The organism is Flavobacterium sp. LM4 (assembly GCF_002017935.1).
Taxonomy (GTDB): Bacteria; Bacteroidota; Bacteroidia; order Flavobacteriales; family Flavobacteriaceae; genus Flavobacterium; species Flavobacterium chungangense.
Map to the genome: position 1 here is coordinate 3,053,301 of NZ_MUFW01000001.1, position 13,869 is coordinate 3,067,169.

13 protein-coding genes and 1 tRNA gene are annotated in these 13,869 nt (G+C 33.6%); 5 read left to right on the forward strand and 9 right to left on the reverse strand.

Annotated features, from left to right (window positions below; all coding sequences use genetic code 11):
- The first annotated feature begins 266 nt into the window (after positions 1 to 266).
- From BXU10_RS13360 to BXU10_RS13380, 5 genes are all read left to right on the forward strand, one after another.
- Positions 267 to 893, forward strand: coding sequence for a hypothetical protein (locus tag BXU10_RS13360; protein ID WP_078227736.1), 627 nt, complete (start codon positions 267 to 269; stop codon positions 891 to 893).
- A 548-nt stretch (positions 894 to 1,441) separates the two neighbouring features.
- Positions 1,442 to 1,909, forward strand: a complete 468-nt coding sequence (locus BXU10_RS13365) for a hypothetical protein (RefSeq protein WP_078227737.1) — start codon at positions 1,442 to 1,444, stop codon at positions 1,907 to 1,909.
- Between the two features lie 664 nt (positions 1,910 to 2,573).
- Positions 2,574 to 2,963 carry a nuclear transport factor 2 family protein gene (locus BXU10_RS13370; protein WP_078227995.1) on the forward strand — a complete coding sequence of 130 codons (390 nt, stop codon included), beginning with the start codon at positions 2,574 to 2,576 and terminating at the stop codon, positions 2,961 to 2,963.
- Between the two features lie 276 nt (positions 2,964 to 3,239).
- A complete protein-coding gene (locus tag BXU10_RS13375) occupies positions 3,240 to 3,737 on the forward strand; it encodes a 3-hydroxyacyl-ACP dehydratase FabZ family protein (protein WP_223255439.1) in 498 nt (165 codons plus the stop codon).
- A gap of 308 nt (positions 3,738 to 4,045) precedes the next feature.
- A complete protein-coding gene (locus BXU10_RS13380) occupies positions 4,046 to 4,600 on the forward strand; it encodes a restriction endonuclease (protein WP_078227738.1) in 555 nt (184 codons plus the stop codon).
- Positions 4,601 to 4,932: 332 nt separating this feature from the next.
- Here BXU10_RS13380 and BXU10_RS13390 read toward each other — a convergent pair whose 3' ends face one another.
- The 9 genes from BXU10_RS13390 to tpx form a co-directional block, all read right to left on the reverse strand.
- Positions 4,933 to 6,177 carry a site-specific integrase gene (locus tag BXU10_RS13390; protein WP_078227740.1) on the reverse strand — a complete coding sequence of 415 codons (1,245 nt, stop codon included), beginning with the start codon at positions 6,175 to 6,177 and terminating at the stop codon, positions 4,933 to 4,935.
- A 263-nt stretch (positions 6,178 to 6,440) separates the two neighbouring features.
- Positions 6,441 to 6,525, reverse strand: a tRNA-Ser gene (locus BXU10_RS13395).
- 138 nt (positions 6,526 to 6,663) lie between these two features.
- A complete protein-coding gene (locus BXU10_RS13400; RefSeq protein WP_078227741.1) occupies positions 6,664 to 7,062 on the reverse strand; it encodes an acyl-CoA thioesterase in 399 nt (132 codons plus the stop codon).
- Between the two features lies 1 nt (position 7,063).
- Positions 7,064 to 8,194: a 3,4-dihydroxy-2-butanone-4-phosphate synthase gene (gene ribB, locus BXU10_RS13405; protein WP_078227742.1), complete on the reverse strand. Its 1,131-nt coding sequence runs from the start codon at positions 8,192 to 8,194 to the stop codon at positions 7,064 to 7,066.
- Between the two features lie 2 nt (positions 8,195 to 8,196).
- Positions 8,197 to 9,651 (reverse strand): LptF/LptG family permease, encoded by a 1,455-nt coding sequence (locus tag BXU10_RS13410; RefSeq protein ID WP_078227743.1) that lies wholly within the window; start codon positions 9,649 to 9,651, stop codon positions 8,197 to 8,199.
- Between the two features lie 8 nt (positions 9,652 to 9,659).
- Positions 9,660 to 10,352, reverse strand: coding sequence for an outer membrane lipoprotein carrier protein LolA (locus BXU10_RS13415; RefSeq protein WP_078227997.1), 693 nt, complete (start codon positions 10,350 to 10,352; stop codon positions 9,660 to 9,662).
- A gap of 7 nt (positions 10,353 to 10,359) precedes the next feature.
- Entirely contained in the window at positions 10,360 to 12,822 is a 2,463-nt protein-coding gene (locus BXU10_RS13420; protein WP_078227744.1) for a DNA translocase FtsK, read from the reverse strand.
- A gap of 19 nt (positions 12,823 to 12,841) precedes the next feature.
- Positions 12,842 to 13,216, reverse strand: a complete 375-nt coding sequence (locus BXU10_RS13425) for a diacylglycerol kinase (protein WP_078227745.1) — start codon at positions 13,214 to 13,216, stop codon at positions 12,842 to 12,844.
- Between the two features lie 9 nt (positions 13,217 to 13,225).
- The gene (gene tpx, locus BXU10_RS13430; RefSeq protein ID WP_078227746.1) at positions 13,226 to 13,723 is read right to left on the reverse strand and encodes a thiol peroxidase; all 498 of its coding nucleotides are present in this window, start codon (positions 13,721 to 13,723) and stop codon (positions 13,226 to 13,228) included.
- Positions 13,724 to 13,869 lie beyond the last annotated feature (146 nt).

Sequence of the window (13,869 nt, forward strand, 5' to 3'; positions counted from 1 at the left end):
GTTGAACGGAACCGCTCTATATTATAGTTATAAAAGCTCAAGATTTTCATAAAAGTAGCTATGATAATGATAGCTGGAGGAATAGGAAGAAATAGAGATGCTGAGGCATCTTTTTTTGTTTATGAACTTGTCAATTCAGGATGGTTTGTAAGAAAAATAAATATATTTGATAATAAATGTTGTGTGCTAGCAATCGCACATATCCACCCATAATTGGGTTGCTTTGTCACACATATAAACTAGTTGTGCGTCATTTTACAAAAACGATGAAAACAAACATATTAAATAGAGATTTTTACCAACCCATCATTTGGGAAGGTGATTTGGATGATGATTGCACCGCAAAATGGGCTGGCCTGATGCTTCGAGCTGAATGGATGGATGAAGATTATTGGTGGTGGTGTGTTTATGATATGTTTACTGAAGATGAAGAGCAAATTGATAGTTCAAATGAATATGAGCAAAGATTTATTGGAGGAAAAGTCTCGAGAGAAAAAGCAGAAGAAATAGCTAAAGTTTATCTGAAAAATAAACTTATAAATACAGAAACTAACCCTGATTTTTATAAAATTTCTGATTTTATAACAGATTTAAAAGTTTTAGGAGCCTCGCCCATTGAATCAATGAAACTGCTAAAAAATAAATTTAACATAAGCCTTTCAGAATGTAGGGATTTAGTTTTCGATTCCAAAGATTGGGAAGGTGCGAGAGAAATATCAGAAAATCTTACTCAAGAGTTTTTAAATGTTGGTGCTGAAATTGCTGATAAAGTTGAGTTTATTGATGGAAGAGTTTCTTCAATAACTTTTGACCTAACCAAAGATGTACAAGAAGATATTCAGAAACAAAATAATAATTCCTTTTGGAGTAGGATAAAACCTAAATTTAAATAAAAACGAATGCACAACAGCAAGAGTTTCGTTGCGTGCGTAGCACGAACAATGAAACTCGTGTTGAACTGAACCGCTCTATATTATAGTTATAAAAGCTCGAGATTTTCATAACAAATAGGTATCCTAATGATTACTGGAGGAAGAGAGCAAATGAGGAATATTATAAATTTAATCTAATACCACTGGGAAAAGATGCTCCGGTATCTTTTTTTATTGCTATGCGGAAAACCTAAAAGAATAGTTGAAATGGTTTTGTATGTTTAATGCAACACAGTAACAAACCTATTTTATGTTACAAAGGTAATATGATTCGGATGGATTTTAGTAATTTTACTATTAAGTTAACTGAAATTGGACAATACGCGTATTGAGAAATAATATGAGAAAAAGAAAATCGCAGATTGATGATTTATAAAAATAAACCTCAACTACAGTTGAGCCTATACAAACAAAAAGACTGACTTTGCTCAGTTTTTGAATATAAAACTGAGCATATAAACAAGTTAGCAGTAACCTTGAAAATTGGAACTTGAAAACATAATTAATAAATGAAGAAATTTATATTAATAACAATACTTTTTTTTACAAGTTTTTCTTTTGCTTGTTCATGTATTGGAAAAAGAAAAATTAAAACGTCGCTTAAATCTGCTGATGCAGTTTTTGTGGGAACTATAATTTCTTCCAAAAAAGTGAAAATAAAAATGGACTCAACAAAAGTTGAAATCGATTCGTTAAATTTTTTGAGTAAAATAGAATATAAAATTTTTGTCACAAATCGCATTAAAGGGAAAATCATAAATGATACGATAAAAGTTTATTCTGATTTTGGAGGTGGAGATTGTGGTTATCGTTTCAATGTTGGACAAAAATACATCATATATTCTCGTTATGATATATATTCTTGGTGGGGAAAAGTTAATTTTCTATCAACAAATATTTGTACGCGAACAAATATTTATGATGATAAAGAATATAAAAAACTTGTTAGATTAGGAAAAAGAAAAGGCTACTGCTAATAGCTAGAGATTCGTTGGGCTTTAAAAGCCAACAATGAAACTCCTGTTGAACGGAATCGCTGATATTCAGTCATTATGGAGTTTTTGTAAAGTTTAGAGTGAGAATTTCAAGAGGCTATCTCGCCTCTTTTTTTATACTTGTCTATTCGGTATTACTACTTGTCAAATCGAGAGTAACTGCTTTTTTGTACTATTATACCTTTCATTACTATTCTATTTTTGAGGGATGGAATGGTATGAAATTTTAGGTTTTGTTGTTGCTTGGTTTTTAGGTCTATATTTGAGAGAGAAGATTTATGAGCATAAGAATGGGTATAAGAGGAATGATAGTTGGAGGAATAGGAAGAAATAGAGATGCTTAGGCATCTTTTTTTGTTTATGAACTTGTCAATTCAGGATGGTTTGTAAGAAAAAATAAATATATTTGATTATAAAATAAAGGAAAACAAAGCTTTGCCAATCTAGATATATTTAGGTGTATGAGGGAAGGTTTGTTTTGGTCATATACAAGTTGGCGGTCAGGATGAAACGACACGGAGAATTTAATAACCTAAACGAAAAATAGATTTTAACAATTTAACACAGAAAACTAATGAAATATTTATTGACACTATTATTTGCAACTTTTGCATTAATTTCTTGCAACAATCAAAATCAAAAAAATATGACAACAAATGAAAATGAAAAATTAGTAAAACAATATTTTGAACATTTCAATAATCACGAATGGACAAAAATGGCAAATATGTACACAGAAACTGCTGAATTTAAAGACCCAACATTAGGACAAGGTATTGTAAAGCAGACAAGACAGCAAATTATTGAAAAATATACAGGATTAAGCGAAATGTTTCCAGACGTGAAAGACAAAGTTATTCAAACATATCCATCAGGTGACAATCACATTATTGTTGAATTTATTTCAAGCGGAACAGCACCAGACAATTCGAAATTCGAGTTGCCAATCTGTACAATTTTCACTATTGAAAATGGACTTATAAAAAAAGACTTTTCATATTTTGACAATTTTGAAGAAGAGCAAAACGTAAATTAAACTGATAAAAAGCCCGAACCGCTGACAGCTAAGGGATTCGTTGCGTGCGTAGCACGAACAATGAAGCCGTGTTGAACGGAATCGCTATATATCATAGTTATTAAGGCGTAAGATCTTAATAAAAAGTGATGTCCTAATGATGTCTGGAGGAAGAGAGCTAAATGAGGAATACTATAGATTTAATCTAATGCCACTGGGAAGAGATGCTGTGAGGCATCTTTTTTTTGTTTATGAACTTGTCAATTCAGGATGGTTTGTAAGAAAAAATAAATATATTTGATAATTAATAAAACTGATGTTTGTCAGATCTATATACTAGTTGTGCGTCATTTGAGAAAAAAAGAAAAAACAGAAGAGAAAATGGAAACAGAAATAGAAAAATTAATTCCACATAGATTTCCTTTTTTATTTGTAGATAAAATCATAACCGCAAATGAAAAAGAAATTATCGGAATTAAAAGTTTTGACAAATCAAACGATATGTTAACAGGTAGTTTTCCAGAATTTAATTTTATTCCAGGAATGATTTTAGTCGAATCAATGGCTCAATGTGGAGGTGCAGGCGTGAAAAAAGCTAGACTTGCAGATGGACTATTCGGACTAGCAAGTATGGAAAATGTGACTTTTTTAAAAGGAGTGACTTATAACGAAGAAATTAAATATGTCATTAAAAATATTAGGATAAGTAACAAGTTAATAAAACAATCTGGAATTGCATACGCTAAAAATGAACCCATTTTTGAAGCGACTTGGCTTTGTGCGAGAATTGACTAAATAAGAATAAAAAAACGAACGCACAACAGCTAAGGGATTCGTTGCGTGCGAAGCACGAACAATGAAGCCCGTGTTGAACGGAACCGCTATATATCATAGTTATTAAGGCGTAAGATCTTCATAAAAAGTGATGTCCTAATGATGTCTGGAGGAAGAGAGCTAAATGAGGAATACTATAGATTTAATCTAATGCCACTGGGAAAAGATGCTGTGAGGCATCTTTTTTTTGTTTTATACCCTATCAAAATGATATTTATCTTTGAAGTAACTTAATTGAAGTCAATAATATCCCTTTTAAAGAAACTGCCATGTCTGTAACAAATACCTTAGATTGGAAAGCCTACGAATCTATTACAAAATATATTTATGAAACTTTAGGTAAGCAATCTGGAGTTACGATAAAGGGTTATGGAAGTTCTTGTAAGGTAAAAGGTAAATCCGGTCTAAGCCACCAAGTCGATGTTATTACATCGCATACCGAAGGCAGCCATACCTATGAAACTGCAATTGAATGCAAATATCGGAAGGAAAAGGTCAACAAAGATGTCGTGATGAAGCTGGTACAGATACTTGAAGATACCGGAATCAGTAAAGGAATTATTGTTTCGAAAAGCGGTTTCACCCGTGATGGTATTCAATATGCAAAGCATACGAATATAGGTATAGTGCACCTTCGGGAATATGAAGAGAAAGACTTGCTGGGTAATAGTCATCAAATTGATATTGCAACTCTTGATTTGAACATCAAGATACATAGGACGCGACCAGAAATAACAAGTATTGACATAGGTGACAATAGGAAAATTGAAATTAAACACGAATTTGATTATTTCGACTTTACCATTATACTTAAGAATACTTAAGAACGGAAATCAGATTCCCTTTTATGATTACGTAAATGATTTTAGAAAGGAAATTAATCGTATAAATGATAAGTCTAAGCCGTTAACAGGAAGGTATAAAATACCAAGTAGCAAGTTATTAAATCAACAAACTGGAGAAAAAGTAGATTTAGACGAAATACTATTTACTGGTCAAATAACTGAAAACGATGACAATCGTAATTTAAACTATACTATTGTGGACAAAGTGTGGTTGCTAATGAAATCTATTTTTGACGAGCGAACATTTTCTTTTTCGGAAAATGGGTTGATTATAGAACATAAAAAATGATGTAAAATGCAAGTTCCCACAATTAGGAAACCTGCGTTTTTTGATTTTTTGAATTCATAGTAAATTTATCTTTCAAAATTTGCATATCCTCACTTACTTTTCTATCCAAAACTTTTGCATAATGCTGCGTAGTTCGCAAGTTTTTATGACCTAACATTTTACTTACGGATTCAATTGGAACACCATTTGTGAGTGTTACTGTCGTTGCAAAAGTATGTCGGGCAATGTGGAAGGTTAGTTCTTTTTCAATACCGCAAACGCTAGCTATTTCCTTTAAATAGGCATTCATTTTTTGATTTGAAAGAATAGGAAGTAGTTTTTCTTGATTATTGCTTTGTGGATGATTATCGTATTTATCGATTATCATTTGGGTTACTGGTAAAATTGGAATTTTAGAAGCACTTTCGGTTTTTTGTCTGTGTGTAAATATCCATTTCTCGCCATCAATTCCATAGCTTATATGAGACTTTGTTAAGTTTTTGACATCTATGTATGCCAAACCTGTAAAGCAGCTGAAAAGGAAAATATCACGCACCAGTGATAATCTTTCTGTTTTAAATTCTTTTTCAATGATGGATTGGATTTCAGCTTCGGTAAGATAAACTCGTTCCACTTCTTTGACTTTTGATTTGTAGTTTGCAAATGGGTTTTTGTCAAGCCAATCATTGGCCAGACATATCTTGATAATCTTATTGAAATTCTTAATGTATTTTACCGCTGTGTTATTAGCACAATTTCTAACACTTCGTAACCAGAATTCATAATCGGTTATAAAAGCATGGTCAATTTTCGTAATATCAATATCTGAAACCTTGTATTTCCATTGCATAAACTCAATGGTATGCTTCAAAGAAGTAGTGTAGCGTTCTAGTGTTCCTGGTGCGTATTCTTTTCCCACCAATTCTTTGATTTTGTTGTTGTGGTCTTGGAAAATAGGAACGAGCATTCTTTTGGTTTCTGATAAACCAAATAATTCATTCTTTAGATTTTCTGAATTAAGACTAATGTCTTTCTTGAAAAGTTTCTTCTCGGCTTCTAAAACTTGATTTTTTAAATAATCAAGATGACTATTGATTGTCCTAGCTTCTTCATTTGAACCCTTAGCTTTAGTACCTTCTGACGACCATTTATCAGGATTTATGTATTTGTTAGTGCTAAACTCAAATCGTTTGGCGTTGACGGTGACTCTAGTGTAAATTGGACAAACTCCTAAATTGTTGGCTTTTGCTCTCTTGATGTAAAAGAGAATGGATACTGTTGTGTTCATTGTTGGTGACCTTAAAGTTATTATTAAATTTATTTGATTTAATAACTACACACAAGATGTACATTTTTTGAATATGCTGTTGAACACCTTGATGCAGCGGTGTTTTTCATTGTGAGGAGTCACTTAATTTTTTATATTTTAGTGACACCTCGAAAGACACCTAAACTTTGAGATTTAATGAATAATTTGCTATAGCCCAAAAATAAAAAACCCACTAAATCGTTGAATTTAGTGGGTTTTGTTACCATTTGCCTTTCGGCTCGCGGAGAAAGAGGGATTCGAACCCCCGGACCTGTTACAGTCAACAGTTTTCAAGACTGCCGCATTCGACCGCTCTGCCATTTCTCCAGTATGCCGCAATCATTTACTGATTGCGAGTGCAAATATAAGACGCTTTTTCGGTTTTGGAAACTTTTTTAGAACTTTTTTTGATAGATTTTCAAGTGTCTAATTATCAGTATTTACGAAAGTGTAAATTTTTAAAAATTATTCTAAATCGTCTAAAATCGGCGTTGGTTTTTTGTTTTCATCTACGGCAACAAACGAAAAAGTTCCTGAAACTACCGTTTCGCGAAGCTCCGAATACATTTGTTCCATAAAAATATCTACATGAATTTTGCAGCTTGTTCTTCCAACACTATCCACTTTTGCAACTAATTCGATTAAAGTGCCGGCCGGAATTGCTTTTTTAAAATCAATTTGACCTGTAGAAATAGTCACCACCTTCTTTCGGCTAAATCGTGTCGCGCAGATAAAAGCAACTTCATCCATCAGATGAAGTGCTGTACCTCCAAATAAAGTATCGTAATGGTTGGTCGTACTAGGAAAAACAGCTTTAAAAATACGGGTTTCTGATTTTACGATTCGTTCTTCTATTGTCCCCATATTAATAGTTCACATATTCAGTAATCTCCAATCCGTAACCGATCATTCCAACACGTTTGGTTTGTTGGGTATTAGAAACCAGTTTGATTTTTGAAATATCAAGATCGTGTAAAATCTGAGCTCCAATTCCGTAATCTTTTGTATCAATGACTACTTTTGGAGCTTTCATTGTTCCTTGCGCCTGCAATGCTTTTAATTCCGAAATTCGGTTTAAAAGATTCACAGCAGTCATATCCTGATTGATAAAAATAACCGCTCCTTTTCCATCTTCATTGATGATCTTAAACATATCATCCAATTGCTGATCTGCATTATTGGTTAAAGTACCCAGTAAGTCATTATTAACCTGAGAAGAATGGATTCGGGTTAAAATAGATTCGCCTAAATTCCACGTTCCTTTGGTTAAGGCAATATGTATTTGTTTATTCGTGGTTTGTTCGTAAGCTCTTAATCTGAAAGTACCAAAACGGGTTTCGATATCAAAATCTTCTTTTTTAACGATCAGACTGTCGTGTTGCATTCTGTAGGCAACCAAATCTTCTATCGAAACTAATTTCAAATTGAATTTTTTGGCAACTTCAACCAATTGTGGCAAACGTGCCATCGTTCCGTCTTCATTTAAGATTTCACAAATAACCCCAGCCGATTTAAAACCTGCAAGTCTTGCAAAATCTATAGCGGCCTCTGTATGGCCAGTTCTTCGTAATACACCACCTTGTTTGGCAACTAAAGGGAAAATATGTCCCGGGCGGGCTAATTCATGCGGTTTGGTATTCGGATCTACTAATGATAAAACCGTTTTTGCCCTGTCAGCGGCAGAAATTCCGGTTGTAACCCCGTTTCCTTTTAAATCAATAGATACGGTAAAAGCAGTTTCCATATGATCCGTATTGTTGGTCACCATCGGACGTAAATCAAGTTCCTTACAACGACTTTCAGTAAGAGGCGTACAAATTAAGCCACGACCATGGGTAGCCATAAAGTTGATCATTTCCGGAGTTGTTTTTTCGGCTGCTGCCAAAAAATCACCTTCATTTTCACGATCCTCATCATCGACTACAATGATGACTTTACCTTGACGAATATCTTCTATGGCTTCTTCAATGGTATTGAGTTGTATTTTTGTTGACATAATTATTTTGGGTTTTGAGAAGGAAAAAACCTCTCGGAAATTTTCTGAAATAGTTGTTGAACAGGAGTTGTTATTGCATCAAAATTGACTAAGCCATTGTCGTTTGTAGCACGATAGGTCAATAAAATTGCTAGTGGAGATAATATAATCGAAGACATCCAGGCTCCCAGAAACGGAGTCATTCCGCCTTCTTGTGATAATCTTTTTCCAAAAGTATTGATGAAATGAAAAGTAATGAATATTAAAACCGCAAATACAATAGGTAAGCCAAGTCCTCCTTTTCTAATAATAGCCCCTAAGGGTGCACCAATAAAAAACATTAGAAAACAGGCAAACGCAATAACAAATTTTTCGTAAAGTGCAGATAGATGTTTATTGATGTCACGTTGTTTGTCTTTTAATTCCTTTTGAGTCGATTCTATAGAATAAATAGTGCTGGTCATATTACTGCTTGCCATATCTAAAATCGCCTTTTTTTGTTTAGTATCGTAAAGTGACAAAAGGTTGTTGGGTAATGACTTTTTTTTCTTATTTTCTTTTATAACTGCAACAAATTTTGATAAGCCTACACGCTGGTTTATGTTTTCAGTAAAGGAAACAACTTCATTGTCTCTGTTTTTATTTAATGAATCCAATGTGTAACGCAATTCATTAACATTTAGCATACTGCTGGTGCTGTTGATGTTTTCGTTTTCAGTATCTGTTTTGTTTAATTCTGATAGGTCTATATTAATAATTTGCTTTTTAAAAGCTCCTTTTACAAAAGGTAATTTCGCCCTGTCTTCATATTTTTTTGGAGTAACATCCTGATAATAATAGCCGTCATTAAGCACTAATTTAAGGATACTGGATTTCTCGCTGCTTATTAATTCTCCATTCTTAGCTTTTATAACCGTTTTGTTTTCCCCCATATTTGAAGGTTTTTCATGAATGGTAACACCGGTTAAAATATTTCCGTTTTCTCCGGATTTTTTATTTACCTTAATATTATAGAAGCCAACATCGTTAAATTGCCCTTCTGCTATTGCCATTGCAGGTTTGGCCTGAGCGATGTTTTTTCTGAAATTAACAAATTTATATTCGGCAAAAGGGATTACATTGTTAGAAAACCAAAAGGCAACAATACTTAATAATAAGATAAAAATAATGAGAACTCTCATGGCTCTCTGAAGGGAAATACCCGAAGATTTCATGGCTGCAAACTCGTAATTTTCAGCCAAATTACCGAAAGTCATTATTGAAGCCAATAAAACCGATAAAGGCAAAACAAGCGGGATAATCCTTGGCATTGAGAAAAGCAGGAACTTTACAACTAAGATCAAATCCAAATCTTTACCGGCTAATTCAGAAATAAAAAGCCAGACCGTTTGAAGTATGAATATAAAAAAAAGGATTACAAATACCGTAGTAAATGTAATCAGGAATGTTTTTAGTAAGTATTTGTCTAGAATTTTCAACCTTGTAATTAATCTAATTTATTGATGTAGTATTTTGGGTATTTACTCGCCACAAAGGTAAATTGATTTTTTGATAAAGGCTGATTGGTTTTAAAAGAATTAACGGTTAAAGTGGTTTTTGTACCATTTTTTCCTGTTTCAATCAAATTATAGATGTGTTTGGTCTGCACATCAATCCCTAAAAGGATTTCTTTTCGCTGATCTTTTCCGCTAGTTGGTACTAATTTGATATATTGGATTTTTCTTCCTTTTACATTTTGAACAATATCCATGTTGTATTTATAACCTGAATTGAAAAAAGTAAGCATTTTTGAAGGGGTGATCGCATTATCATCCTTTTCGTTTACTTTAGAAATAGTAACTTCTTCGTCTTCAGGAACAATGGTGTATGTCTTTTGTCCGTCAAATATTTTAGTAACGCCCATGAAATTCAATACATATTGATTGCCTTTCATAATTACATTTCCTTTACTATCCTGATTAATGTTTTCTTTGGCGTTGTTTAAAGAGTATTTAAAATCAATAGAAATATTGTTGTAGCTTTTTATTTTTGCGGTTACCTGGTTCAATAAATCCTTGGCTTTTTTATCCTGAGCCTGAACAGAAGTAAAGCTTAAAAGCAATAAAATTGCTATTTGCAGACACTTTTTACTCATTTTCATGATAGAATTGTTTGTGATTTCCTGAATTTTCGTTTTCATGATGGGGTTAATTTTGTTCATTATTAAAAAATTGATCAAGAGCACTTAAATCTAGGATATTTACGTTTCGGGCTTTACTGCCTTCAAAAGGGCCAACAATTCCGGCTGCTTCCAATTGATCAATCAAACGACCAGCTCTGTTGTAGCCTAATTTTAATTTCCTTTGCAATAATGAAGCTGAACCTTGTTGTGCATTGACAATAATCTCTGCTGCCTCTCTAAATAAAGTATCTCTTTCAGAAATATCCATATCAAGATTGATGCCAGTTTCCTCTCCAACAAACTCCGGAAGCAAATAAGCTGTGGCATACGCTTTTTGTGAGCCAATAAAATCTGTGATTTTTTCGACTTCAGGAGTGTCAATGAAAGCACACTGAACACGGATAACGTCGTTTCCATTTGAGTATAATAAATCTCCACGACCAATTAGCTGATCGGCTCCTTGTGTGTCCAAAATTGTTCTGGAATCAATTTTAGAAGTTACCCTAAAGGCAATTCTCGCAGGGAAATTGGCTTTAATCAAACCGGTAATAACGTTTACCGAAGGTCTTTGTGTGGCAATAATTAAATGAATACCAATGGCACGAGCTAACTGAGCCAGACGGGCGATAGGAATTTCGACTTCTTTACCTGCAGTCATAATTAAATCGGCGAACTCGTCTACCACCAAAACAATGTAAGGTAAAAATCGGTGGCCGGCTTCCGGATTTAATTTTCGGGACTTGAATTTTTCGTTGTACTCCTTAATATTACGAACCATTGCATCTTTTAATAAAGAATAACGGTTGTCCATTTCGGTACAAAGCGAATTTAAGGTGTTGACAACTTTTGCATTATCAGTAATAATAGCATCTTCCGTATCCGGTAGTTTGGCCAAATAATGTCTTTCAATTTTATTGAAAAGTGTAAGTTCGACTTTTTTCGGATCGACCAGAACGAATTTTACTTCTGCCGGATGTTTTTTGTACAGAAGGGAAGTTAAAACCGCATTCAATCCAACAGATTTTCCTTGTCCAGTAGCACCTGCCATCAAAAGGTGAGGCATTTTGGCTAAATCCACAACAAAAGTTTCGTTTGAAATCGTTTTACCCAGAGCAATTGGAAGTTCCATTTCAGCTTCCTGAAATTTAGCAGATCCAATAACACTTTTCATAGAAACCATAGTAGGAGTCTTATTTGGAACTTCAATACCAATAGTTCCTTTTCCGGGAATTGGTGCAATAATACGAATTCCTAATGCAGAAAGTGACAAGGCAATATCGTCTTCTAGACTCTTTATTTTAGAGATCCTGATTCCGGCTTCGGGTACAATTTCATATAAAGTTACCGATGGTCCAACGGTTGCTTTTATCTGTGCAATTTCTATTTTGTAGTTACGAAGTGTATCTACAATTTTATTTTTATTTTCTTCTAATTCTTCCTGGTTGATTGTAATTCCTCCGGTCGAGTATTCTTTTAATAACTCGATTGTCGGAAATTTATAATTTGATAAATCCAAAGTTGGGTCAAATAATCCGAAATCAGCAACTAATCTTGAAGCCAGGTTTTCCTCTATAATATCTTCTTCTTCGGCTTTTTCAATAACAAATTCTTCGTTATGATGAACCGGTGCTTCTGTTGCCGGATTTATATTCATTTCAACCGGCTTTAAAATTGGATTTAAATCAATTTCTGATGAATTTGTAATAGTCGGTTTTAAAGCCTCTTTGTTGATTTCAAACTTCGTATCGTCTTTCTTTAAATGTATATTGTCTAATTCCGGATCTTCTTCCTCAATAGCAAACTCTTCCAGATTATAGGCGCTTTCAGGTTCCTGATGCTGTTGCTGTTTTTTGATAGAATCCAGCTCAGATTTTAATTCATTTTTAGTGGAATCAAAATAGGACTGAATTTTTTCAGGAGATACTTTGATTTTAAAAATCAGATAGACAATTAATCCAAAAAGCAGTGTTAGTAAAGTTCCTGTTTTTCCGATGTAATCCTGAAGAAATAAATTGAGTTCGTATCCAATTGTTCCTCCTAATTCAGGTGCTGAAGTAGCAAAGAATCCAAACAATACAGAAACAATGATAATGGCAAATAAATCCCAAAACCATGTGCCTTTTAGTTTTTTGGTTGACATTTCCAAGGCCAAAAATAATCCGGTAAGGAAAAATAGACGTACAAAAATGAAGGAAGCAATACCGAAACCTTTGTATACAATTAAGTCGGCAAGATAAGCTCCGAATTTTCCGAGCCAATTTTGCACCACTTCAGTACGATCTTCCAGATGACTTACGGCACTTTGATCTGTTTGCCATTGTCCGTTGACATAAAAAGAAATAAATGCAACTAATAATGCGATAGAAAATAGTACCAAAAGGCAGCCTAAAACAAATTTTTGTTGTTTGGATAGCTTCCAGGATCTTTTAGTATCCGCTTTTGGTTCGTTTTTTTTGTCTGTAGTTTCTTTTTTGGTTGTTTTTGCCATTCTTGCGTATCCTATTTGCCTATATAAATTTTGGTATATAAATAATCAAGCCTATTGCTATTGCTGTCATTGCGGCAAAAAATACTGCTCCTGCAGCAATATCTTTAATAAATCCGATTCGTTTGCTGTAATCAGGATGAATGAAATCGGCAATTTTTTCAACTGCGGTATTCAATCCTTCAACACTTAAAACCAAACCTATGGCTAATGTTTGACATAGCCATTCGGTTTGTGAAATATGAAAATAGAACCCGGCAATAGTCATTATGATTCCCAATGAAAATTGGACCATAATGCTATGTTCTGTTCTTATAAGTTTAACAGCTCCGTTAAAAGCATAGGTCATGCTTTTTAACCTGCCTGTTACAAAAGTATTGTCTTTTTGAAATTCCATTTACTGGTATTATAGTGCAGCTAAAGCCGCTTCGTAATTTGGTTCGTTTGCAATTTCAGCAACTTGTTCTGTGTGAAGAACTTTTCCGTCAGCATCCACTACAATGATTGCTCTTGAATGTAAACCTGCTAATGGTCCGTCAACAATTTCTAAACCGTTTGCTTTACCAAAATCTCCTGCCTGAAAATCTGACAAGTTAACTACATTTTCTAAACCTTCAGCTCCACAAAAACGTTTTTGTGCGAATGGTAAATCTCTTGAAATACACAAAACGGTTGTGTTTTCTAAACTGCTTGCACTTTCGTTGAATTTTCTAACAGAAGTTGCACAAGTTCCTGTATCGATACTTGGGAAGATATTTAAAACTAATTTTTTACCAGCAAAATTGCTTAAAGATGCAACTGATAGATCGTTTTGTACTAAACTGAAGTCAGCTAATTGTGAACCAACTGCCGGCAATTCGCCTGATGTATGAACCGGATTTCCTCCTAATGTGATAGATGCCATGATTTTTGTTTAAAATTAATGAGGTTCAAAAGTAAGGATTAATATTTGAATGTAAAAGTATTTGTTGTTGCTAGTAAGAACAATTAGGGGGGTCTTAAGACAATCAATTGCCTTTGAATTTATCATTACGAGCAGCGAAGCAATCT

Bases quoted from the DNA above. Each gene is read 5' to 3' on its own strand.
- BXU10_RS13360 (WP_078227736.1), top strand. From the start codon at position 267: ATGAAAACAAACATATTAAATAGAGATTTTTACCAACCCATCATTTGG.
- BXU10_RS13365 (WP_078227737.1), top strand. From the start codon at position 1,442: ATGAAGAAATTTATATTAATAACAATACTTTTTTTTACAAGTTTTTCT.
- BXU10_RS13370 (WP_078227995.1), top strand. From the start codon at position 2,574: ATGACAACAAATGAAAATGAAAAATTAGTAAAACAATATTTTGAACAT.
- BXU10_RS13380 (WP_078227738.1), top strand. From the start codon at position 4,046: ATGTCTGTAACAAATACCTTAGATTGGAAAGCCTACGAATCTATTACA.
- BXU10_RS13390 (WP_078227740.1), bottom strand. From the start codon at position 6,177: ATGAACACAACAGTATCCATTCTCTTTTACATCAAGAGAGCAAAAGCC.
- BXU10_RS13400 (WP_078227741.1), bottom strand. From the start codon at position 7,062: ATGGGGACAATAGAAGAACGAATCGTAAAATCAGAAACCCGTATTTTT.
- ribB (WP_078227742.1), bottom strand. From the start codon at position 8,194: ATGTCAACAAAAATACAACTCAATACCATTGAAGAAGCCATAGAAGAT.
- BXU10_RS13415 (WP_078227997.1), bottom strand. From the start codon at position 10,352: ATGAAAACGAAAATTCAGGAAATCACAAACAATTCTATCATGAAAATG.
- BXU10_RS13420 (WP_078227744.1), bottom strand. From the start codon at position 12,822: ATGGCAAAAACAACCAAAAAAGAAACTACAGACAAAAAAAACGAACCA.
- BXU10_RS13425 (WP_078227745.1), bottom strand. From the start codon at position 13,216: ATGGAATTTCAAAAAGACAATACTTTTGTAACAGGCAGGTTAAAAAGC.
- tpx (WP_078227746.1), bottom strand. From the start codon at position 13,723: ATGGCATCTATCACATTAGGAGGAAATCCGGTTCATACATCAGGCGAA.